Here is a 21,936-nt window from a genome sequence, read left to right on the forward strand (position 1 = left end):
TAAGGCACCTGTTCTTCGTACGTCGTTTAAAGTTCGTCCCGGAAGCGGAAGCCGAGGCCCGGCTGGCCAGTGAGCGTCACGCGGCTGTTGCTGAACCGGACCGGAGATGGCGCCGCCAGGATACCCAACTGCTCGAACGAGGCATCTTCGACATCCTCCACGAGAGTGGGTTCGGCCAGGGTCAGGGCAAGCTGGCCGGAGAGCTCGGGCAGCAAGTGCGGCATCACCCGGATGCTGTTGGTCCGTGCCAGTTCAACAATCCGCCGGAACGGCGTAATGCCGCCCACCCGGATGATGTTCGGCTGGATGATATCTACGGCTTCGGCGGCTATAAAATCGCGGAAGCGGTAGATGGTGTGCAGGTTTTCGCCCAGGGCGATGGGCACGGGCGAATGTTTGCGCAGCCTGCGGTAGGCCCAGAGATCGTCCGCCCGGATGGGTTCTTCGAGCCATTCCAGCCCGAATTCAGCGAGGACGTCCAACGCCTTAAACGTAGTCGGCAGGTCCCAGCGCTGGTTCGCATCCACCATGAGCTTGCGGTCCGGCCCCAGCACGGAACGGACGGCGGCCACCCGCTCGGCGTCCTCCCGGATGTCGGGCTTGCCCACCTTGATCTTGACGGCCTGGTGCCCTGCGCTTATCCAGCGCTCAACCTGGGCCACCAGCTCCTCAAGGGTGTAATGCAGGTTCACGCCCGAGCCATACACCTGTGCGGACTCCTGCCGCTGGCCCAGGAGTCCGGTCACGGAGGTGTTTGCCCTGCGCGCCTGCAGGTCCCAGAGGGCAAGGTCCACGCCCGCCATGGCGATGGTGGTCAGTCCCCCGCCACCGGCCTCATGCAGCCGCTTCCACAGTGCGTCCCACACCGTCTCAGGATTGGCTGGCAGCCCGGTAACGAAAGGAGCGATGTCGTAGTCGAGCAGGGCTTTGACGGCCTGCGGACCGATGGTGGGCGTCCACGAAAAACCGTGCCCCGCGCCGCCGTCGTCCGTTTGGATGTCCGTGACGATCACGTGGTTTTCCGGCGCCTCCGCACCCCAGCTGCGCCGCAGCGGGACTGTCAGAAGCCGGGTGGAAAGGCCGGTGATCCGCGGTGCTGTCCGGACTGCTTCGGCGACGGGCATGCTCATCAGCGGCCGGCCAGCTCGTAGCCCTTGGCAAGGATGGCCTTCAACTGCACCAGCTGCTCGTCCGTGGGATCCACCAGCGGCGGACGGACAGAGCCAACAGCAAGGCCGCCCAGCCGGAGCCCGGCCTTGATCAGCGAAACACCAAAACCGGGGGTCTGGTCGCGGAGCCGAACCAGCGGGGCGTAGAAGCCTTCCAGCAGGGCATTGCGGCGGTCCTCGTCCCCTGACATGTAGGCGTCGTAGTAGGCCTTGGCGATCTCCGGGGCCATGGCGAACGCGGCGGAGGAGTACAGCGGGATGCCGAGTCCCCGGTAGGCGCCCTGCGTCAGTTCGGCGGTCAGCAGGCCGTTGAACAAGGCAAACTCTTCGCGGCCGGTGGCACGGACCGCGGTGACGATCTCCTGCGCCAGGCCAACATCGCCCAGTCCGTCCTTGAAGCCGATGACCTTGGGGTTGCCCGCGAGCCGGGCCATGGAGGCGGCGGTGAACCTGGCATTGCCGCGGTGGTAGACGATCACGGGGAGGCTGCTGGCGTCTGCCACAGCCTCGATGTAGGCCACCAGACCCTCGGTGGGGCCGGTAACCAGGTACGGCGGCAGAACGAGAAGGGCGTCGGCGCCGGCTTCTTCGGCAGCGCGGGCGGCAGCGATCGCGTGACCCAGGGGGCCTCCTGCTCCGGCAACCACGGGCACCTTGCCTGCCACAACCTCGACGGCGGCCGTCACCACTGTGCGCACCTCTTCAAGGCTCAGGGCGTGGAACTCGCCTGTCCCGCAGGCCGGGAAGACGCCGCCGGGGCCAAACGCCAGCCTGGAACCGATGTGTTCCTTCAGGAGCTCGACGTCGACGCCGCCTTCAGGAGTGAACGGGGTGACGGGGAAAAACAGTACGCCGTCGAATTTCATGATGTCTCCTTGGATCCCGTGCCAGCCGTCACCAGCGCGGCGGAGGTCCCGTCGTAGGGGGTGGGTGTTTTGAGTTCGGTCCGCCAGCTCCGTTTGGGTTGCCAGCCGAGCATGTCATGGGCTTTGTCGATCGAAAATGCCGGAGCCGCGCCCGTGAGTCCGGAGCACAGCTCCGCGCTGCCGGGAAGGAACCGGGGCATGAGCTCGGCCAGCGGAGTCGTTGCCAGGGCGTCTGCGGCGCCAACAAAGAACGTTTCGCCGTTGGGGATCGAGTCCATCTTCCGCAGCAGGACGTCCAGGAAGTCAGCGACGTCGCGCGCATCCACGTAGTTAAACAGCGCGGGGGCGGACAGTGCCGGATCTGTGAGCCGTTCGGCAACGGTGTGACCCTGCTGGGTGGGCGCGCCCTCCCATTCCTCCGGCGAGATGACGTAGCAGGGCCGGAAGGCCGCGTACCGGATCCTCTCCCCCTGCGCTGCGGCAAACATCTGCACGGTCTGTTCCGCGATCAACTTTGACAGCGCGTAGGCGTTCCAGGGCTTGGGTGGGGTGCGCTCGTCCAACGGGAAGCTGGCCGGAAGCCAGCCTGCCGGCGAGCCGTATCCGAGAACGGTGGGGCTGCTGGCGGTGACGATCTTGCCGACTCCCAGCTCCGTGGCCGCACTGACCACTGCGTACGCAAGGCGGGTGTTGGTGGCAAAAATAACGTCTTCCGGCGCGCTGAAAGGGACGGCAATCGCCGCGAGGTGGATGACGGCGTCGGGCATGGTTTCCCGGAGGAGGCGCAGCGCCTCGCCCGGGGCGAGGAGGTCTGCCGTTTCCTGCACCACGCCGGCGGGCAGCTGATCCGCCGGTACGGCATCGCGGTCAACCGAGATCACGTGGTGGCCCTTTTCGGCCAGCCCGGCCACAACGCTGCGGCCCAGGCGGCCGGAGCCGCCGGTGACAAAGATCCTGCTCATGGTTTTCCTTTAGGTTTGAGGCGCCGGACTAAGCACCCCGGCGGAGGTCAACGCCGAGGTCCAGGTCTTCAATGCGGACGGGAAGTGACGATTCGAGGGAGCGGTTCCCGGCGATGCCCACAGAGACGGAACGAAGCCCGTCCAGGTAGCCCGAGGGACGTCCCAGCGGGTCCTCGCCCGGTCCGTTGAAGAGGTCCGAAAGCAGGAGCTCGTCGCCGCCTCCGTGGCCGCCTTCACCGTTGACGATCGGCACCTCATAAGCCGCTTCCCAGTGGCGCTGGACCACCAGGCGTTCGCCGTTGCGGCGGATGGCGTCGTCCTCCTCGATGGGGGTTGCGCTGGGGTCCACCACCGTCTTTTTGTCAGTACTGGAGGTGACTGCGGCTCGTTCCACCACTTCGAGTTCCGCACGGCCTTCGGTCCCATTAACCGCCACCCGGTAACCCTCCCAGGGGCTGTGGGCGTTCAGCGAGTAGCTCAGGCGCGGACCACCCTGGTACTCCACCACCAGGGCCAGGTTGTCCTCGATGGTGATGCCGCCGGTGAAGACGTCCTGGTCGCGGCGGTAGCCGTCGTAGTGCTCGTTGTCCAGGAAAAGCGCCTTGAGCCGCTCATCCTCACGCAGGTCCAAGGTGAAGGGGTCCTTCTCGGCAGTCGCAGGCGCCGCGGCATCCGGTGTGCCGCGTTCCGGGCGGGGACCAAGCCCGCGTTCGGCCGCGTTCCTGTCGCCGTAGAACTTGAGCCCTCCAGAGGCGAAGACGCGCTCGGGGACGTCATCGATCCACCAGTTGACGAGGTCGAAGTGGTGGGACGCCTTGTGGATCAGCAGGCCGCCGGAGTTCTTCTTTTCCCGGTGCCAGCGGCGGAAGTAGTCCGCACCATGAACCGTGTCCAGGACCCAGCTGAAGTCGATGGAGGTGACCTTGCCGATCACACCGCTCTGGATGATCTCCTTGAGGGCACTGTTGCGCGGCGAATAGCGGTAGTTGAAGGTGACCACAACGTTGCGGCCTGTCTCGTGCACTGCTTTGGTGATGCGGCGGCAGCCCTCGGCGTCGATGGTGAGGGGCTTTTCAACGACGACGTCGGCGCCTGCGTTGAGCGCCTCCACGATGTAGTCGGCGTGGGTGTAGTCAGGCGTCGTCACCACGACGCGGTCGATGTTATTGGATTGGACGAAGGCGGTGAGATCTGCGGGATCAAAGGCGGCAACTGGTCCGGCGGCCCCTAGTTCCTGGATCAGCTTCTGGTAGAACTGCACCCGTCCGGGGTTGACGTCAGAGAACGCCACCAGCTCGGCGGTGTCCGCGTGCTTGCCAAAAATTGCCCGGATGTACATTTCCGAACGGCCGCCGGTGCCGATCAGGGCAATGCGCGCCTTGGACTGCCCTGCCTGGGTTCCCGCTGCACCCTTGAGGGTTTCAGAGCCCGAAGCCGCTGTGGCGGACGTCGACTCGGCTGTGTTGACCATGGGGGTCCCTTTCGAAAAGCTTCGGTGCCCGGCGGTTGCCGGCCGTTGTTCGATGGAGTGACTGAGGTTGGATGGTTCATCCAGGAGGGTCGACCTGCTCAGAAACCGTTTTCTCAGTTGGTTATTAGATTTGTATCAAGAGATGCACGGTCCCGTCAACCATTATCCCCCTTGAGAGAAACCGTTTTCCAGCTCTGGCGTCAAGGTGGTTGGCACGGCCACCTCGCAGATGATCCGATGTTGACGCACTATGGATGGAAATCGGTTTCTAGTCGCGTTATATGCTTTCACTCACGAACCGCTGGTCTCCGGCCCTCACGCCCGCCAAGGCGATTCGGTCCCGGGGACTTACGAAAGGCAGGCCATGGTCAGGAAATCGGCAACGGGCAGGATCGGCATCGCGGACGTTGCCATCAGGGCCGGCGTCTCGCATGCCACTGTTTCGCGGGTAATGAACGGCAATTTCACCGTGGATCCTGAGATCGCTGCCCGGGTCCGGGCAGCCGCGGCGGAGCTGAAGTACCAGCCCAACCCGGTGGGCCGAAGCCTGGCACTGGGCAAAACGGACACCATCGGCATTGTGGTCCCCGACCTCGCCAACCCCACCTTCCAGGCCATTCTCCGTGGACTAAGCCGGGCCGCGGCACAGGACGGCTACCGCGTCCTGATTGCCGACTCCTTCGAAGTGTCCAGCGAAGAATCCATCCTCGCCGGCGAAGCCCGACGGCGTTGTGACGGCCTGGTGCTGTGCGCTCCCCGCATGAGCGATGCCGAACTGGAGGAGATAGCCCCCTCACTGCATCCGCTGGTCCTGATCAACAGGACCACCACGGCCCCCAACGTACCCAGCCTGGTGGTGGATTACGGCCAGGGCGTCCAGGACCTTGCTGAGCATCTGGCAGAGCTCGGCCACACACGCCTGGCGTTCCTGGCCGGCCCGGCACGCAGCGCCTCCAATGCCATGCGCCTCCAGGGCCTGGAAGCGTTCAAGGCTGCCCATCCGCACGTGGACGTCAGGATGCTCGAAGGCGGCTCGGACTTCGACACAGGCCACGGTGCCGTGGATGCTGTGCTGGACAGTGGCGCCACGGGCATCCTGGCCTTCAATGACCTCGTCGCCATGGGCCTGATGAGCGGGCTTCACGAACGCGGAGTGGACGTACCCGGCGATATTTCCGTCACGGGCTTCGATGACATTCCCTTCGCCAGGTACACCACCCCCGCCCTCACCACGGCGGCTGTGCCCATCACGGAGCTTGGCCAACAGGCGTGGCACCAGCTGCGGGCACTGATCCGGAAGGAAGACAACGACGCACCCGGCAGCAGGTACCAGCCGCGCCTGGAGGTCAGGGCCAGCAGCGGACCGGCGAAGGGCTGACTGCTCCCAGCCTTGCGAGGTGGCAGTGCAACGTGGCTGTGCGGTGACAGTTCACGCGCCTAGTGCTGAACCCCTGCTTCGCGGTAGTAGCCCTCGATGTGCGCGGCCACCAGCTTGGCCCCCCGCTCGCCGTCGCCGTTCCGGATGGCGGCAAGGATCTCCCGGTGCTCGGCCCGGAGGCGCGTGGCAGTGGCGTCCCAGTCGGGGAGATTGGACGTGAGCTCTGCGGCGTAGCCCTGGATCGACTCCCGCAGCGATCCCATCATGGCGCTCACCACTGCATTTCCGGCGGCATCGGCAAGGGCCAGGTGGAACCTGACATCCAGCGCGAGAAAGTCATCAACAGGCGAGCCCGTTTTCGCAGCCCCTGCCCTGGCAGCTGATCCGACGGCGTCCATCTCGTCCAGGAGGCTGGCTGCGGTATCCAGTTCGGGGGCATCTGGCTTCGCCCGTTCGGCCGCCCAGGACTCCAGCAACACCCGGGTTTCCACAATGTCAGACACCGGAAGATGCTGCGTGGCCACGTGCAGGCGCAGAGCGGAGCCGAGGGCCGCCGTCGGATCTGAGATCACCACCGTTCCCGCTTCCGGTCCCGAGCCCACGCCCGCGCGGACTACGCCCATGGCCTCCAGTATCCGGATGGCCTCCCGCACCGAGGTCCGGGAAACCTGCAGCTGTTCGGCCAGCGTGCGCTCGGCGGGAAGGCGGCCGCCCACGGTCAGCCGGCCCTCGGAGAGCTGCCTCTCGATCCAGTGCAGGACAAGTTGGTGGGTGCGCATAGGGCCATCCTAGTTGATGTGGTTGGACCACATGGCTTACAGTGTGGTTAGACCACAGCAGTCCGGCCCATGAAGGAAGCCATGACCCATACGATCCAGCCGAACAACCCCGAGACCACTCCGGCGCCGGACGCCACGGACGTTCCCGCCGTCGGAACACGGCCCCTCCCCGCAGCGGCGGCTCCTCTGCCCGCCGCCCTCAAGCGCCGCCTCCCCAAGTACTCCGACCTTGCCCCCCTCATGCAATTCAAAAAGCCTGAGTTCAGCAAGGAAGCCAGGCTCAAGCGCGCCAGCACCATCTGGGATCTCCGGGACATCGCCAAGCGCCGCACCCCGCAGGCGCCTTTCGATTACACCGACGGCGCCGCAGAAGGCGAGATCACGCTGCGGCGCGCCCGCGAAGCTTTCCTGGACATCGAGTTCCGGCCCGGCATCCTGCGCAACGTATCGAGCATCGACCTGAGCACTGAAATCCTGGGAAAGTCCTCCCGGCTGCCGGTGGGAATCGCCCCCACCGGGTTCACCCGCATGATGCAGTCGGAGGGCGAGTACGCCGGTTCACAGGCTGCCGAGGCCGCAGGCATTCCCTACACGCTTTCCACGATGGGCACGGCCTCAATCGAGGACGTGGCTGCCGCCGCTCCCGGCGGCCGCAACTGGTTCCAGCTCTACCTCTGGACAGACCGCGACCGCTCGCTGGAACTGATCGATCGCGCCGCCAAGGCCGGGAACGACACCCTGATGGTGACCGTGGACACCGCTGTGGCCGGAGCCCGCCTCCGGGACGTCCGCAACGGCATGACCATCCCGCCGGCGCTCACCATCAAGACGGTGCTGGATGCGTCCTACCGCCCGGCCTGGTGGTTCAACTTCCTCACGCACGAGCCGCTGACGTTCGCCTCGCTGTCCCGCTACACCGGCACCGTGGCCGACCTCATCAACTCAATGTTCGATCCCACCCTCACGTTCGAGGACCTCGACTGGCTGCGCGAGACCTGGAAGGGCAAGCTGGTGGTCAAGGGCATCCAGACCGTCGAGGATGCCCGCAGGGTGGTGGACCACGGCGCCGACGGCGTGATCCTCTCCAACCACGGCGGACGCCAGCTGGACCGGGCACCCATCCCGTTCCACCTGCTCCCCGAGGTCAAGCAGGCCTTCACCAAGGACAACACGGACGCAGCCATCATGCTTGATACGGGCATCATGAGCGGCGCGGACATCGTGGCTGCCCTGGCCCTGGGCGCCGACTTCACGCTGATCGGCCGCGCCTACCTCTACGGCCTGATGGCGGGCGGCCGGGCAGGGGTGGACCGCGCCATCCAGATCCTGGAGAAGGACATGGCCCGCACCATGGCGCTGCTGGGGGTCAGCAGGATCTCCGAGCTCACGCCGGACCACGTGCGGCTGCTCAACAAGTAAGGTCCGCCCGCCCAAGTGACTCGCAATTAACGCTGTGAAAACCCGTTTTGGGAGCGTTAACTGCGAGTCAGCGGATGAGCGTCGCTGGCGCGCCGTGGGATAGGGAAAGTATGCGTTCGGCCCGCCCAGACTCTGGTCCTGACTGGGCTGGTGGGGTGATCATGGTGGTGTCCGTCTCGGTCAACGCCGACCCAACTTGGTGCCCTGAGTCCGTGAGTCAGCGTGGTGTGGAGGGCTTCCACGGGAACCGTGGATTGTTGCTTTGAAGCACGGGTATTAGATTCCTGAATGATTTCCCTGTCCTCCCCGAGACTGACACTGTCATAGCCGTCTAGCAGTGTTGGAGGGAAGCCGGAATGGACATCGTGCATGAACGCGCTGCGGGGATGGATATCTCCAAACGGGACGCGAAGGTCTGCGTTCGGGTGCCCGGAGCCCGGGCCGGGACGTACACGTCAAAGGTCACGACCTGGGGTGCGACGACGCAATCGATCCTGGAGCTGCGCGAGTTCCTGGAACACGAGCACGTCACTACCGTCGTGATGGAAGCGACCAGTGATTACTGGAAACCCTTCTTCTATCTGCTCGAGGAGACGCTGCCGGTGATGCTCGTCAATGCCAAAGCTGCCCGGAATATCCCCGGCCGTAAAACCGATGTCTCAGACGCTGCCTGGCTGGCGCAACTGGCAGCGCATGGGCTGCTGCGCGCCTCCTTCGTACCACCAGAACCGATCCGTGAACTGCGGGACCTCACCCGGGCCCGTGCCCTCGCGACCCGGGACCGCGCCCGGGAAATCCAGCGCCTGGAGAAGTTCCTGGAGAGCTCCGGGATCAAGCTCTCCTCGGTGGTCTCTGACCTGACCGGGGTCTCTTCCAGGGACATGCTCGAAGCCCTCATCAACGGAGAGCGGAACCCGGAAGTCCTGGCCGGCATGGCCCGTGGAACGATGCGCTCAAAAATCCCGGCTCTCGTTGATGCACTCACCGGCAGGTTCAAACCCCACCATGCGTTCATGGCGAGGCTTCACCTGGACCAGATCGATGCCCATACCCGAACCATCCAGGCACTTACTTCACGGATCGAGGAGGCGATGGAGCCCTTTCGTGACGCCAGGGAAGCCCTGGCCACCATCCCCGGAGTCTCCCAACGCGTCGCCGAGGTAATCATCGCCGAAACAGGCGGAGACATGACAGTCTTTGAAACCCCCGGTAGGCTCGCGTCCTGGACCGGCGTCTGCCCCAGCGCCAACGAATCCGCCGGCCGGATCAAATCAGCCCACATCCTGCCCGGCAACAAATACCTCAAGGGAGCCCTAGGCACCGCCGCCATGTCAGCAGCGCACTCGAAGAACACTTACCTCGCCGCGAAATACCACCGCATCACCGCCCGCAGCGGGCGCAACAAAGCCCTCGTCGCCGTCGAGCACTCCATCCTCACCGCAACCTGGCACATGCTCACCAACGGCGAGTGCTACACCGACCCCGGCGCCGACCACTACACCAGACTCAACCCATCCCGGGCCAAGAACAACGCCATCAAACAACTCAACAGCCTCGGCTACAACGTCACCATCACCCCGGCCACCGCAGCCTAACCCACCTCCACTTTCGTATTAGTTGGGCTGAGGGGCTACTTCTTGCGGCCGAACTTCGGGAGGTTGGGGAGGTTGGCCAGCAGGTCCGCGGCCTTGGTGGCGGCACGGCCCACAGTGCGGCCGATCTGCTGCGGGACCGTGTCGTCACTCAACGGAGCGGTGGTACCACCGGGAATGACGACGGCGGGACTCAACTCCGCGCCTCCGCGCGCGCCAGCGCCGGCAGGCACGGCCCCGGGAGCAACAGACCCTGCCGCCAAGGCAGTAGCGGCCACCAACTCACCATCGCGGTTCTGCGTTGGCGTCCCCTGGGTTGGCGTTCCCTGGGCCGGAGTGACCTCGGCCGGGGCGACTTGGATTCCCTCCAGCTCCGGCGACCTGTTTACTGCGGCGGAAGGCCCGACGTCGAACGTCCCCAGCCAGCTGGCCACGGTCTCCAGCGGCTTGGAGTTCAGCGCGTAATAACGCTTCTGGCCCTGCGCGCGCATGGTGACAAGCTGCGCTTCACGGAGAACCTTGAGGTGCTTCGAAATGGTGGGCTGACTGGCTGACAGTTCTTCTACCAACTCCCCCACCGCCTTGTCCCCTGAACGAAGGGATACCAGGATGTCACGCCGGGTTGCTTCCGCAATGACGGCAAATACGTCGTCTGTCACCATGCCTCCCACCCTAGCGACATATACGCCGAAAGGCATCAACTATTTCGCCTGCTGACGCACTTCCAAAGCAGTGTGTAGTTGCATCCGGCTCAGTCGAACCAGGGGTCCAGTCCGTGGAGCGGAAAGACTGCTTTCCGCGTAGCCATGACCGTCCTGTCCACGGCGTCGTTGGGATCGAACCCCACTTCCCAGGAGCGCCACCAGAGTTCCACGTCATCGCCCATGAGCCCTGGAGCTGCCGTGCCGAACTTGTCCTGGACGTAGCTGCGCCAGTCCTCTGGCACGCTGCTCCCCAGCGGAATAGGGCGGCCAGCTGCGATCGCGATGAGATGGCTCCAGGACCGTGGCACCACATCCAGCACGTTGTAGCCACCTCCGCCGGTGGCAATCCACCGGTTCCCGCAGTGCCGGGCAGCAAGGGCGGCGATGGCAGTGGCGGCCTCGCGCTGCCCGTCAACGCTCACGTTCAAGTGGGCCAGGGGGTCCAGGCGGTGCGAGTCGCAACCGTGCTGGCTGACGATCACTTCAGGCTTGAACGCACCAACCAGTTGCGGCACCACAGCATGAAAGGCGCGCAGCCAGCCGGCGTCCGCCGTCCCCGACGGCAGCGCAACATTCACGGCAGTGCCCTCAGCCTGCGGGCCACCGACCTCATCGGCGAAGCCGGTTCCCGGAAACAACGTGAGCCCGCTTTCGTGCAGCGAAATGGTGAGCACCCGCGGGTCATCCCAGAAGATGCTTTCCGTCCCGTCCCCGTGGTGCGCGTCGACGTCGATATAGACAACGCGGCGAATGCCGCCGTCGAGCAGCCTGCGGACGGCAAGCGCGGAATCGTTGTAGATGCAGAAGCCGCTGGCCCGGTCGCGGGCGGCATGGTGGAGGCCACCGCCAAAGTTCACGGCACGGAGGGCCGAGCCGTCCAGGATGGCGGAGGCGGCGAGCAGGGAACCGCCGGCCAGCCTTGCAGCGGCCTCGTGCATGCCGGCAAAGGCCGGATCATCCTCGGTCCCCAAACCCCGGGCTTCGTCGGCGAAATAGGGATCCTCGCTGACCCGGTGTACCGCCGCCACGAAATCCGGAGAATGCACGGTCTCCAGTTCGGCGTCGGACGCTATGTCCGGCGCGGCAACGGAGACGTGGTCAAGGTCCAGCAGCCCCAGGCTCCGGGCAAGCCGCGCTGTAAGATCCATCCGCTCCGGCGCCATCGGGTGTCCCGGGCCGAAGTTGTACGCGGTCATGGACGAGTTCCACACCACCGTCGTTGGTGGTGCGGGCTGGCTGAGACCGGGCAGGAATGTCATCAATCACAGGCTACCCGAGCCCGCCGCCCCTCTGGCCCGGCCATTAGTGGTTTACTACTGAAGGAAACAGTTTCTACCGAGGAAAAGCCACACACATGACGGAACGCCAGTCGAGGCCCCGGAGCCCGGCCAGCTGGCACCCTGCCGCCCAAGAGCGGGAAGGCCTCTGGATCTTTACGCGGCTGCGCGACTTCATCGACGATATTGCCAATACTTCGCCGGCCCGGCTTGCCCTGAGTGTGTTCGGCGTGGTCATCCTGGTGTTCACCCTCCTGCTTTCCCTGCCCGTTTCTGCTGCCAGCGGCGAGGCAACACCCCTGCACCAGGCAATGTTCACGGCCGCTTCCGCCGTATGCGTCACCGGCCTGACAGTGGTCTCGACGGCGGTCCACTGGTCCTTCTTCGGCCAGCTGGTCATCCTGGTGGGCATCTTCGTCGGCGGCCTGGGCACTTTGACGCTGGCGTCCCTGCTGGCCCTGATGGTGAGCAAGAGGCTTGGCGTCCGCGGCAAGCTCATCGCCCAGGAAGCCATGAACAACGCGGGCCGCCTCGGCGAGGTGGGTACGCTGCTCCGGATCGTCATCACCACGTCCGTGGTCATCGAGGGGATCCTGGCGCTGGCCCTGATCCCGCGGTTCATGACCTTGGGCGAGCCCTTCTGGCAGTCCGTCTGGCACGGCATTTTCTACGCGATCTCCGCCTTTAACAACGCCGGTTTTACTCCCCATTCAGACGGCATCGTCCCCTACGAGACAGATCTCTGGATCCTGGTTCCGCTGATGCTGGGTGTGTTCCTGGGCAGCCTGGGCTTCCCCGTGGTGATGGTACTGCAGCAGAACGGGCTGAACTGGAAAAAGTGGAACCTGCACACCAAACTGACCATCCAGGTCTCCTTCATCCTGCTGGCCGCAGGAACAGTCCTCTGGGCGCTGATGGAGTGGGACAACGCACGGACCATCGGCCCCATGAACCTGGGCGACAAGATCACACACTCCCTCTTTGCCTCAGTCATGACAAGGTCAGGCGGGTTCAACCTCGTTGACCAGAACCACATGGAATCCACCACCATGCTGCTCACGGACGCCCTGATGTTCGCGGGCGGCGGCTCGGCCTCCACCGCGGGCGGCATCAAGGTCACCACCATTGCCGTGATGTTCCTGGCCATTGTTGCCGAGGCCCGCGGCGATTCCGACGTCCAGGTCTACGGCCGGACCATTCCGCAGGGCACCATGCGCGTGGCCATCTCCGTGATCGTGGCCGGCGCCACCCTTGTTTCCGTCTCCGCCTTCCTGCTTCTTCAGATCAGTGGCGCGTCGCTGGACCGGGTGCTGTTCGAAACCATTTCAGCCTTCGCCACCGTGGGGCTCAGCACAAACCTCAGTGCCGAGCTCCCGCCGACGGGCGTTTACGTCCTTACTGCCTTGATGTTCGCCGGCCGCGTGGGCACCGTTACCCTTGCAGCTGCGCTGGCGTTGCGACAGCGTAGCCAGCTGTACCACTACCCGGAAGAGAGGCCCATCATTGGCTAATTCCTCAGGCATCCCCAACCGCCCCGCCCACAATGCGCCGGTCCTGGTGATCGGGCTGGGCCGCTTTGGCTCCTCCACGGCTGAACAGCTCGTCAAGCAGGGCCGGGAAGTGCTCGCCATCGAACGCGACCGGACGCTGGTGCAGAAGTGGGCGCCGCTGCTGACACACGTGGTGGAGGCGGACGCCACCAACATCGATGCGCTGCGCCAGCTCGGCGCCCAGGAATTTACCTCGGCGGTGGTGGGAGTGGGCACGTCCATCGAGTCCTCAGTGCTGATCACCGTAAACCTGGTGGATCTGGGCATCGAGCACCTGTGGGTCAAGGCGATCACGCCGTCGCACGGCAAGATCCTGACCAGGATCGGCGCCAACCATGTGATCTACCCTGAGGCCGACGCCGGGGTCCGGGCGGCGCACCTGGTGTCCGGCCGCATGCTGGACTTCATCGAGTTCGACGACGACTTCGCGATCGTCAAAATGTACCCGCCGCGTGAAACAGTAGGTTTCACGCTGGACGAATCCAAGGTCCGCTCCAAATACGGAGTGACAATCGTCGGCGTTAAGTCACCCGGTGAGGACTTCACCTATGCGCGTCCGGAAACCAAGGTCTCGTCACGCGACATGCTGATTGTGTCCGGCCACGTTGACCTGCTGGAACGGTTCGCCGCCCGCCCCTAAGCGGTTCGGGTGGGCCCACGACCGCAGGGTTCCCTGGCCGAGCTTGCGAGGTCAGGGTGCGGTTGGGGACTAGCCCAGCTGGCGCGTGATCTCGGCAGCACGGTCGGCGGCAGCGCGGGCGCCCGCAGCGATGATCGAGGGAATCCCCTGCTCATCAAACGTGGCGATGGCGCGTTCGGTGGTGCCGTTGGGGCTGGTCACCGACTTTCGCAGCGCCGACGGGTCCGCACCCGGCTCGGCCAGCATAAAGCCCGCCCCCGCCACAGTTTCCCGGGCGAGGAGAAGCGACAGTTCCCGGTCAAGGCCCAGCTCAACGCCGGCGGCTGCCATGGCCTCGGCCAGGTAGAACGCGTAGGCCGGCCCCGAGCCGCTGATTGCCGACAGCGCATCCACCTGTTCCTCAGGCACCTCCACCACAGTGCCTGCCGGTTTGAGGATGTCCTTGGCCTTCTGCAGCTGTTCAGGGGTGCAGTTGCTGCCAGGCGATACGGAGACCACACCACGGCCGAGTTTTGCCGGAGTGTTGGGCATGGTACGGATTACCGGCTGACCGGGTGGCAGGGCGGCTTCCAGCTGCTCCAGCGAAACCGCTGCGGCCACGCTGATGACGATGGCATCCGGCGACAGCGAGCCGCTGATCTCCCGGGCCAGGTCAGCTATGCCTGCCGGTTTGACGCCCAGGATGACCACCCCTGAACCCTTGGCCGCCTGCCTGTTGTTTTCGGGTTCCTCCTCGCTGGCGATGGCGGTGATGCCATGGTGGCGCTGCGCCAGTTCGGCCGCCCGCTCCGCCCTTCGAACGGTGGCCACGATGTCGGCAGGGTCCACTCCACCTTCCACCAGGCCGGTCAGGATAGCTTCGTTCATGGATCCACAGCCAAGGAATGCGATTCGGTTACTCATGGTTCCATCATGGCAGTTCAGGCGCTGCGCTGACCAAACTGAAAGTGAACGGACGACGCCGGAACTGGCATTCGGCGATTCACAGCCGGCTCCCATGTTCATTGCAGGTTGCTCCCACGTTGGGCACCTAATGTAGTTATTACCTCATTGAGGGTGCGAGTGATGCGGCAAGCATGGGGATGTTTGCCCGAGGCGCCGGCAGTCTGCAGCAGGTTTTCCCCCCATTTTCCTGCTGCGGGCGCCGGCGCTTTCGCGTTAACCGGCCACCCTGGGGACCAGCAGCTGCCTCAGCTGGCCAGCGAGCCCTCCGGCGCAATCACATGCGGGGCCGGATGCAGGGGCCCGGAGAAGACCAGCTGGTCCAGCCGGCGCAGGATCAGCCCTTCACGCAGCGCCCACGGACAGATCTTGACCTTCTTGAACTTGAACAGCTCCAAAGCTGCTTCGGCCACCAATGCCCCTGCAAGGAGCTGGTTGGCGCGGGCTTCGGAGACGCCCGGCAGGTGCAGGCGGTCCTCGGATTTCATGGCGGAGATGCGCTGGGCCCAGACTCCCAAGTCGGTGGCGTTCAGCTCACGCTTGACGTACGGCCCGGCCGCACTGGGGGCTGCCCCCGCGATCCTGGCCAGGGACCGGAAAGTCTTCGATGTTCCGCCGACGAGGTTCGCCCGGCCCAGGCCGTCGAATTCGCGGACGGCGGGTTTCAGGGTGGCGCGGATGTAGCGGCGCAGCTCCTTGACGCTCTTGGCCGACGGCGGGTCCTCGGACAGCCAGTCCCGGGTTAGGCGGCTGGCGCCGAGCGGAACGGACGTGGCCACTTCCGGAAGCTCGTCCTGGCCGAAGGCCATTTCAAAGGAACCGCCGCCGATATCGAGGTTAAGGATGGGGCCGGCACCCCAGCCGTACCAGCGGCGGACGGCGAAGAAGGTCATGGACGCCTCTTCGCTTCCTGTCAGCTCCTGCAGGGTCACGGTGGTCTCGTGCTTGACGCGTGCCAGCACGGCGGGGCCATTCGTGGCTTCCCGGATGGCCGACGTACAGAACGCCAGGAGATCCGCAGCCTTGTGCTTGGCCGCGAACTCCCAGGCCTCCAGGACGAATTCAGTCAGCTCGTGTTGGCCCGCATCGGTGATGTTGCCGTCGTCGTCCAGGTATTGGACCAGCGATAGTGGCCGCTTGTGGGACGCGAAAGGAACCGGGCGCGCGCCGGGGTGGGCATCCACCAGGAGAAGGTGGACAGTGTTGGACCCGATATCGAGGACGCCTAGCCGCATGCAGCCATTATTGCCCGGTACGGCCCCCGGCTCACAACCGGGACGCCGGATGTCGGCTACGGCCGGCGTCAGTTCGCGGCGGGATCCGCGGGCGCACCGTCGGGAAGCTCATCAGCGCGCTTGAAGTCCCGCTTGATGTTGGCCACGCCCTCTGGGTTGATCTCGAAGCCGAAGGCGGCCCCCGGATTGATCACCATGCCCAGCTCCTCACCGATGTTGGCGATGATGGCGGCGCCCTGCGTGCCCAGGATGTTCGGGGCTGCCTCAAGGTACTGCTGGTCAACGCGGGTGGGGTGCGAGAAGACCGCCAGGACGGGCTCGCCGTCGGCGTTGGCCAGGACGAGGGGCTCAACCTGCGAGTCTTCCCCCTCGATGCCTTCGGTGCTGATGACATAGACCTCGCTGTTGAGGAAGGACAGGATGACGTCCACCGGGCTGGCGTCGGGCTGTCCGCCCTGGGCGAGCTTCTCTTCGAGGTCGTTCAGCGGGTTGGTATCGGCAATTCCAGGCTGTTCAGTCATGCATCTACTCGATCACGTTGCGAACCCCGGCGCAAACACAGTCTGTGCCCACAAAGCGAAATCAGCGGTCCGACCCTACTTTTTGGCCGCGGCCTTCTTCTTAGCCGGCGCCTTGCGGGCCGTCGTCGTGCGCTTGACCGGACCCTTGGCGCGCTTCTCGGCCAGGAGTTCCACCGCCTGCTCCCGCGTCAGTTCCTCCAGGGAGGTCGCCCGCGGGACGGTGATGTTGGTGACGCCGTCGGTGATGTACGGGCCGAAGCGGCCCTCCTTCACCACGATGTTCTTTTCCGACACAGGGTCCGGACCGAACTCGGCCAGCGGCGGCACCGCGGCACGGGCACCGCGCTGCTTGGGCTGGGAGTAGATCTCCAGGGCCTGCTCCAGCGTGATGGTGAAGATTTCCTCTTCCGAACCGATGGAACGGGAGTCGGTGCCCTTCTTCAGGTACGGGCCGAAACGGCCGTTCTGCACCGTGATGAGGTTGCCCTCGGCGTCCTCGCCCAGTGCCCGGGGCAGGCTCATTAGCTGCAGCGCCTCATCCAGGGTCACGGAATCAACCGACATCGAGGCAAACAGCGATCCCGTGCGCGGCTTGGCCTTGACGGGCTTCTTCGGCGGCTTGGGCTTGCCGTTCTTGTAATACTCCACGGGCTGGTTGGCCAGCTGTTCGTCGGTCATCTCCGGGATGACCTCCGTGACATAGGCACCATAACGGCCGTTTTTGGCCACGACGGTGTGTCCGGTGTGCGGATCGGTGCCCAACACACGTTCTTCCGGTGCGGCCGTCTCCATCAGCTCCACGGCCTTGGCAGCGGTCAGCTCGTCCGGGGCCAGGTCCTCAGGAACGTTGGCACGCGAGGACTCAACTATCTCTCCCGTTTTGGCGTCCACCGTGGGGATGGTGCTTTCCAGATACGGGCCAAACTTCCCCACACGGAGGGTGATGCCCTCAGCGATGGGCACGGAGTTGATTTCGCGCGCATCGATCTCGCCGAGGTTGTTCACGATACTCAGCAGGCCAGGATCGGCGTCTTCGCCGTAGTAGAAGTGCTTGAGCCAGGCTGAACCGACGGCCTGGCCGTTGGCGATCTTGTCCAGGTCGCCTTCCATATCGGCCGTGAACTCGTAATCCACGTAGTCGGTGAAGTGCTGCTCCAGCAGGCGGATCACGGAGAACGCGATCCAGCTGGGAACCAGTGCTGAGCCCTGTTTCCGGACGTAGCCGCGGTCCTGGATGGTGGAAATCGTGGAGGCGTAGGTGGAAGGGCGTCCAATGCCCTTCTTTTCCAGTTCGGCCGTCAGGGATGCTTCCGTGAAGCGCGGCGGCGGCGAGGTTTCGTGGCCGACGGCGATGATGTCCGAGGCCTTGAGGGCATCACCCTTGGCAACGTTCGGCAGCCGGCGGGTCTCCTCGGAGTCCTCGTCGCCACGGGTTTCGTCCTTGCCTTCTTCGTAGGCGGCGAGGAAACCGGGGAAGGTGATGACAGTACCCGAGGCGGAGAATTCTGCGTCGCGGCCGTCAGCAGCCACTGCGCCGAGACGGATGGTGGCCGTCGACCCCTTGGCATCACCCATCTGGGAGGCGACGGTGCGCTTCCAGATCAGTTCGTAGAGGCGGAACTCGTCGCCGGAGAGCTGTTTGGCAACCTGCGCCGGCGTGCGGAACGAGTCTCCGGCGGGGCGGATGGCCTCGTGGGCTTCCTGCGCGTTCGCGGCCTTGCTGGAGTAGACGCGCGGCGACGCCGGGATGTACTCCGGGCCGTACAGTTCGGACGCCTGGCGACGGGCGGCAGTGACGGCCTCGTCGCTCAACGCCGAGGAGTCCGTACGCATATAGGTGATGTAGCCGTTTTCATACAGGCGCTGGGCAACCTGCATGGTGCTCTTGGAGGAGAAGCGCAGCTTGCGGCCGGCTTCCTGCTGCAGCGTGGAAGTGGTGAACGGTGCCGCGGGCCGGCGGGTGTACGGCTTGGTGTCAACGGAGCGGACAGCGAACGAAGCGTCCTGCAGCCCGGCTGCCAGGGACGTGGCGAGTTCCTCGTTCAGGTGCGCCACGTTGCGCGAGGTGAGGACGCCGTCGTCGTTGAAGTCACGGCCGGTGGCTACCTTGGCGCCGTCAACGGCTGCCAGTTTCGCTTTGAAGGAACCGGAATCGGCTCCGAACTGCCCGGTCAGGTCCCAGTAGGACGCGGCCTTGAATGCCATCCGCTCGCGTTCACGGTCCACCACCATGCGGGTGACCACTGACTGCACGCGGCCGGCGGACAGGCCGCGGGCCACCTTGCGCCACAGGACCGGGGAGATCTCGTAGCCGTAGAGGCGGTCCAGCACCCGGCGGGTTTCCTGGGCATCCACCAGGGCAGCATCAACATCGCGCAGGTTGTCCATAGCGCGGTGGATGGCTTCCTTGGTGATTTCGCCGAACGTCATCCGGTATACCGGGACCTTGGGCTTGAGCACCTCCAGCAGGTGCCACGCGATGGCCTCGCCCTCGCGGTCCCCATCGGTTGCGAGATAAAGAGCGTCAGCGTCTTTGAGTTGGGCCTTGAGCTCGGCAACCTTTTTCTTCTTGTCCGGGGACACCACGTAGTACGGCTTGAAGTCGTTTTCGATGTCGACGGCGAACTTGCCCACCGATGTTTTCTTCAGTTCAGCGGGGAGCTCTGACGGCTGCGGCAGGTCGCGGATGTGACCGATGGAGGCCTCTACGATGAAGCCCTCGCCGAGGTACTTGGCGATGGTCTTGCTCTTGGCGGGAGACTCCACAATCACGAGTTTCTTGCCGGTTTTGGCCTTGCTTGGCACGGTGCTCCTACAGAAAAAGGTTGCTCGGGCAGATGAGCCCATACTGGCCTAGTTCACCATATTTTGGACAAACATGCGCATTCCTGTGGAAAAGACCTTGCTTTTCGGGGTGCGGTGATGTCCCGGATTTCCAGTGTTTACACAGTTGAACCGGAGTCTGTTCCGGGGCCTGAAACAGGGTCTGAAGCAAGGTCTGAACGGTCGTCCGGAATCAGCGACCACATGGCGGCCATCCGCTCGGACCCAGGCGGAATCCGTCGGGGATCCTCCAGCTCGTACTCCCTGAGCAGCGCAAACAGGCGCTGGGTCAGTTCTGCCTGCTGCTCCCGGGTCAGGTGCAGCAGGTTGCTCGCGAGGACGACGGCGGTGGGGGCCTGGGCCTGGCCCCCGTTGCCCTGCCTTTCCTCCCGGGAGTGGCGGTAGGCCCGGACCCGGCGGCGGAAGGCGTCCAGTTCCAGCTCGAGGACGGCGAACTCTGGACTGGCTGCTCCCCCGCCCGAATTGATGGTGACGTCGGTTCCCGCTGCCTTCCAGCGGCGCTCCCGGGCGTCACCGGAGGCTGCAGCCGGCACCACGATGCCCCACTTCTGCAGCGCCCGCAGGTGATAGCTCATGGCGCTGGGCGTCAGCCCGGTCTGGACAGCCAGTTCCGTGGCCGTCCGGCTCAGCTGGGTGGAATACAGCTCCGAGATAACCTCGAGCCGGGCAGCGTGGGCCAGGGCGCGAATAGCTTTGGGATCGGTGATTTCCACCTTCGTCCCGGCCCCGTCACGCGATTCAGGCGATTCCAGGGCGGCCGCTGGTGCAGCCGCTGCCGTCAGCCCTGCCGCCGGCGCGCCCAAGTGCGCGAATTCTGTATCCACTGCTTCAGTCTATCCAGCCCGCCCCAGGCGTGAAAGAAACCTTTGATATCGCAGAACCGCCCGAACCTGCTAGCCAGGCAACAGGAAGCCGTCCCGCACCAGGTTCCCCACCTCGGTGAGCAGCCCGCTGCGGAAAGCACCGGCGTCGAACCCGTCCTCCCCCGCAAGGCTGCCGCCCAGGAGCGCTTCCAGGGCGCCAATAATCTGCCCGACGGACAGGTCACCGTCACACGCTGAAACGAATCCGGCCAGTTCGGTGCTGAGCAGGTTGGTGCGCCGGAGCCCCGCTCCCTGGCGCAGGAGGATGACACCGGGGTGTTCGGCGCCGGGGCGCTGGTGGCGCTCCTCGGTGACGTCCTCCGCCACCAGCAGGTGCGCGTCCTCAAGACTGCAGGCTGCCAGCCAGTCGGAACGTTCGACGGCGGAGCCCAGGTGGGGCCCGATCGGTTGTTCAATCAGATAGGTGATTTCCTCGAAGCGGCTGATGGTGGCTTCGCCGGGCCCGTCACCGAGGGGACGCCGGAGCCAGATCATGCCAAATCCGATGCCTTCCACGTTCCGCGACGCAAAGTCGTCCAGATATGCGGCATAGGACTCCAGGTAGTGTTTCCTGTCCCGGCCTTCGGAGGCATCCCGCAGCCAGGTTTCGGCGTACTGCTCCGGATCCACCTGCTCGCGCTGGATGAACCAGGCGTCCACATCTGGACTGACCCAGTCCCGTGGCCGCTCCTGCCACTCGGTCCCGGCCGCGATCTCCCAGTTGCCCAGCAATTGCGCAGTGCCACCCGGGACGAGAACGCCAGGCAAGGCGGCCACCAGCGACGCTATGATTTCGTCGCCCGGAAGGCCGCCGTCCCGGTAGGTGAACTGCTCGGAGGCGTCTTCGTGGGTGGTCCGCGGCGTGATGACAAACGGCGGATTGGACACCACCTGATCGAACTTTTCACCCTCAACCGGTTTCAGAAGGGACCCCAGCCGCAGGCTCACCCTCTCCTCCAGGCGTTCCGGGTCCACCTGAAGCACGTCTGCGTTGAGGAGCAGGTTGAAGCGGGTGAAGGCCAGGGCGCGCTTGGAGATGTCCGTGGCTGTCACATGCCCGGCCTGGTGGAGGAGGTGGAACGTCTGGATCCCGCAGCCCGTGCCGAGGTCAAGTGCCCTGGCTACCGGACGTCGGATGGTGGACTGCACCAGGGTGGTGGAAGCCTGCCCGATCCCCAGCACATGGTCGTGCCGGAGCACTCCGCCGCGCTGGTGGGCAGCAAGGTCGCTCGCCACCCAGAGCTCTGCGCCGCCGGTTTCGCCTGTTGCCGCCTCAGTTTCCGGGTTCCCTGCCCAGCCGTACGGCCGAAGGTCCACCTTGGCGCGGAGCAGGTCCTGCCCCGGCTGGTCAGTGCCGGGAACGGGCTCCACCAGGCCCAGCGTCAGCAAGCCCTCCGCCCCAACTCCCGGCAGGGCGGCGTCGAGCGTGTCACGCTCTTGCGGTTCGGCCAGCAGCCAGAGACGGACGACGGCGGCGAGCGCCGCCGTCGTACCCTCGCCTTGGGCGGCATTTTCGGTGGCCAGCAGGGCGGGGATGAGCTGGTCCCGGTGCAGCGCACGGTAAGCGGAGTCGCCCAGGAGCCCCGCTACGCCGTCGAGCGTGTAGTCCACCCGGCGCAGGTCCGCGGCGAGCGCGGTGAGTAGCTCCGGGAGGTCGCTGCGCGGAGCGTCAGGGGTGTTGCCGGCGGTAAAGAGCGAGGAGTCAGTCACCGGTCAAGTCTATT

At 65.1% G+C, this 21,936-nt stretch carries 18 protein-coding genes; 5 read left to right on the forward strand and 13 right to left on the reverse strand.

The genetic code is table 11. The features are described 5' to 3' along the window. Nucleotides 1–26: 26 nt before the first annotated feature. The 4 genes from F8G81_RS19065 to F8G81_RS19080 are packed head-to-tail and all read right to left on the reverse strand — an operon-like array spanning nt 27 to nt 4,468. Entirely contained in the window at nt 27–1,130 is a 1,104-nt protein-coding gene (locus F8G81_RS19065; RefSeq protein ID WP_267276208.1) for a mandelate racemase/muconate lactonizing enzyme family protein, read from the reverse strand. Beyond that, entirely contained in the window at nt 1,130–2,035 is a 906-nt protein-coding gene (locus F8G81_RS19070) for a 5-dehydro-4-deoxyglucarate dehydratase (protein WP_267276209.1), read from the reverse strand. The genes F8G81_RS19065 and F8G81_RS19070 overlap by 1 nt, the downstream gene beginning before the upstream one ends. Continuing rightward, nucleotides 2,032–2,997, reverse strand: coding sequence for an NAD-dependent epimerase/dehydratase family protein (locus tag F8G81_RS19075; protein ID WP_267276210.1), 966 nt, complete (start codon nt 2,995–2,997; stop codon nt 2,032–2,034). The genes F8G81_RS19070 and F8G81_RS19075 overlap by 4 nt, the downstream gene beginning before the upstream one ends. Nucleotides 2,998–3,025: 28 nt before the next feature. Continuing rightward, complete coding sequence (locus tag F8G81_RS19080; protein ID WP_267276211.1) at nt 3,026–4,468, reverse strand: Gfo/Idh/MocA family protein; 1,443 nt, start codon at nt 4,466–4,468, stop codon at nt 3,026–3,028. Between the two features lie 364 nt (nt 4,469–4,832). On the opposite strand from F8G81_RS19080, the gene F8G81_RS19085 reads away from it, so the two are divergent. Next, nucleotides 4,833–5,846, forward strand: a complete 1,014-nt coding sequence (locus F8G81_RS19085; RefSeq protein ID WP_267276212.1) for a LacI family DNA-binding transcriptional regulator — start codon at nt 4,833–4,835, stop codon at nt 5,844–5,846. Between the two features lie 59 nt (nt 5,847–5,905). Here F8G81_RS19085 and F8G81_RS19090 read toward each other — a convergent pair whose 3' ends face one another. Then, a complete protein-coding gene (locus F8G81_RS19090) occupies nt 5,906–6,625 on the reverse strand; it encodes a FadR/GntR family transcriptional regulator (RefSeq protein WP_267276213.1) in 720 nt (239 codons plus the stop codon). Between the two features lie 81 nt (nt 6,626–6,706). On the opposite strand from F8G81_RS19090, the gene F8G81_RS19095 reads away from it, so the two are divergent. Together F8G81_RS19095 and F8G81_RS19100 are read left to right on the forward strand one after the other, a co-directional pair. Further along, entirely contained in the window at nt 6,707–8,044 is a 1,338-nt protein-coding gene (locus F8G81_RS19095; protein WP_323809209.1) for an alpha-hydroxy acid oxidase, read from the forward strand. A 356-nt stretch (nt 8,045–8,400) separates the two neighbouring features. Beyond that, a complete protein-coding gene (locus F8G81_RS19100) occupies nt 8,401–9,639 on the forward strand; it encodes an IS110 family transposase (RefSeq protein WP_267276214.1) in 1,239 nt (412 codons plus the stop codon). 35 nt (nt 9,640–9,674) lie between these two features. On the opposite strand, the gene F8G81_RS19105 is transcribed toward F8G81_RS19100, so the two are convergent. Both F8G81_RS19105 and F8G81_RS19110 read right to left on the reverse strand, forming a co-directional pair. Beyond that, nucleotides 9,675–10,298, reverse strand: coding sequence for an ArsR/SmtB family transcription factor (locus F8G81_RS19105; RefSeq protein WP_267276215.1), 624 nt, complete (start codon nt 10,296–10,298; stop codon nt 9,675–9,677). Nucleotides 10,299–10,387: 89 nt separating this feature from the next. Then, complete coding sequence (locus tag F8G81_RS19110) at nt 10,388–11,599, reverse strand: acetoin utilization protein AcuC (protein ID WP_267276216.1); 1,212 nt, start codon at nt 11,597–11,599, stop codon at nt 10,388–10,390. Between the two features lie 95 nt (nt 11,600–11,694). Here F8G81_RS19110 and F8G81_RS19115 point away from each other — a divergent pair, with 95 nt between their 5' ends. Together F8G81_RS19115 and F8G81_RS19120 are read left to right on the forward strand one after the other, a co-directional pair. Continuing rightward, on the forward strand, nt 11,695–13,128 hold the full coding sequence (locus F8G81_RS19115; RefSeq protein ID WP_267276217.1) for a TrkH family potassium uptake protein: 1,434 nt from the start codon (nt 11,695–11,697) through the stop codon (nt 13,126–13,128). Next, nucleotides 13,121–13,807 (forward strand): potassium channel family protein, encoded by a 687-nt coding sequence (locus F8G81_RS19120; protein WP_267276218.1) that lies wholly within the window; start codon nt 13,121–13,123, stop codon nt 13,805–13,807. The genes F8G81_RS19115 and F8G81_RS19120 overlap by 8 nt, the downstream gene beginning before the upstream one ends. Before the next feature lie 69 nt (nt 13,808–13,876). On the opposite strand, the gene proC is transcribed toward F8G81_RS19120, so the two are convergent. The 6 genes from proC to F8G81_RS19150 form a co-directional block, all read right to left on the reverse strand. Further along, a complete protein-coding gene (gene proC, locus F8G81_RS19125) occupies nt 13,877–14,710 on the reverse strand; it encodes a pyrroline-5-carboxylate reductase (protein WP_267276219.1) in 834 nt (277 codons plus the stop codon). A 287-nt stretch (nt 14,711–14,997) separates the two neighbouring features. Then, on the reverse strand, nt 14,998–15,984 hold the full coding sequence (locus F8G81_RS19130; RefSeq protein WP_267276220.1) for a Ppx/GppA phosphatase family protein: 987 nt from the start codon (nt 15,982–15,984) through the stop codon (nt 14,998–15,000). Nucleotides 15,985–16,052: 68 nt separating this feature from the next. Further along, nucleotides 16,053–16,505, reverse strand: a complete 453-nt coding sequence (locus F8G81_RS19135; RefSeq protein ID WP_267276221.1) for an SseB family protein — start codon at nt 16,503–16,505, stop codon at nt 16,053–16,055. A gap of 75 nt (nt 16,506–16,580) precedes the next feature. After that, on the reverse strand, nt 16,581–19,310 hold the full coding sequence (topA, locus tag F8G81_RS19140) for a type I DNA topoisomerase (protein WP_267276222.1): 2,730 nt from the start codon (nt 19,308–19,310) through the stop codon (nt 16,581–16,583). A 137-nt stretch (nt 19,311–19,447) separates the two neighbouring features. Further along, nucleotides 19,448–20,173, reverse strand: a complete 726-nt coding sequence (locus F8G81_RS19145) for an ArsR/SmtB family transcription factor (RefSeq protein WP_267276223.1) — start codon at nt 20,171–20,173, stop codon at nt 19,448–19,450. Between the two features lie 69 nt (nt 20,174–20,242). Further along, nucleotides 20,243–21,922: a DUF7059 domain-containing protein gene (locus F8G81_RS19150; protein ID WP_267276224.1), complete on the reverse strand. Its 1,680-nt coding sequence runs from the start codon at nt 21,920–21,922 to the stop codon at nt 20,243–20,245. Nucleotides 21,923–21,936: the final 14 nt, after the last annotated feature.

This window comes from Arthrobacter sp. CDRTa11, from assembly GCF_026427775.1.
In the GTDB taxonomy this organism is placed as follows: Bacteria; Actinomycetota; Actinomycetes; order Actinomycetales; family Micrococcaceae; genus Arthrobacter.

Coding starts and splice junctions, on each gene's coding strand:
- F8G81_RS19065 (WP_267276208.1), bottom strand. CDS start 1,130: ATGAGCATGCCCGTCGCCGAAGCAGTCCGGACAGCACCGCGGATCACC.
- F8G81_RS19070 (WP_267276209.1), bottom strand. CDS start 2,035: ATGAAATTCGACGGCGTACTGTTTTTCCCCGTCACCCCGTTCACTCCT.
- F8G81_RS19075 (WP_267276210.1), bottom strand. CDS start 2,997: ATGAGCAGGATCTTTGTCACCGGCGGCTCCGGCCGCCTGGGCCGCAGC.
- F8G81_RS19080 (WP_267276211.1), bottom strand. CDS start 4,468: ATGGTCAACACAGCCGAGTCGACGTCCGCCACAGCGGCTTCGGGCTCT.
- F8G81_RS19085 (WP_267276212.1), top strand. CDS start 4,833: ATGGTCAGGAAATCGGCAACGGGCAGGATCGGCATCGCGGACGTTGCC.
- F8G81_RS19090 (WP_267276213.1), bottom strand. CDS start 6,625: ATGCGCACCCACCAACTTGTCCTGCACTGGATCGAGAGGCAGCTCTCC.
- F8G81_RS19095 (WP_323809209.1), top strand. CDS start 6,707: ATGACCCATACGATCCAGCCGAACAACCCCGAGACCACTCCGGCGCCG.
- F8G81_RS19100 (WP_267276214.1), top strand. CDS start 8,401: ATGGACATCGTGCATGAACGCGCTGCGGGGATGGATATCTCCAAACGG.
- F8G81_RS19105 (WP_267276215.1), bottom strand. CDS start 10,298: ATGGTGACAGACGACGTATTTGCCGTCATTGCGGAAGCAACCCGGCGT.
- F8G81_RS19110 (WP_267276216.1), bottom strand. CDS start 11,599: ATGACATTCCTGCCCGGTCTCAGCCAGCCCGCACCACCAACGACGGTG.
- F8G81_RS19115 (WP_267276217.1), top strand. CDS start 11,695: ATGACGGAACGCCAGTCGAGGCCCCGGAGCCCGGCCAGCTGGCACCCT.
- proC (WP_267276219.1), bottom strand. CDS start 14,710: ATGAGTAACCGAATCGCATTCCTTGGCTGTGGATCCATGAACGAAGCT.
- F8G81_RS19130 (WP_267276220.1), bottom strand. CDS start 15,984: ATGCGGCTAGGCGTCCTCGATATCGGGTCCAACACTGTCCACCTTCTC.
- F8G81_RS19135 (WP_267276221.1), bottom strand. CDS start 16,505: ATGACTGAACAGCCTGGAATTGCCGATACCAACCCGCTGAACGACCTC.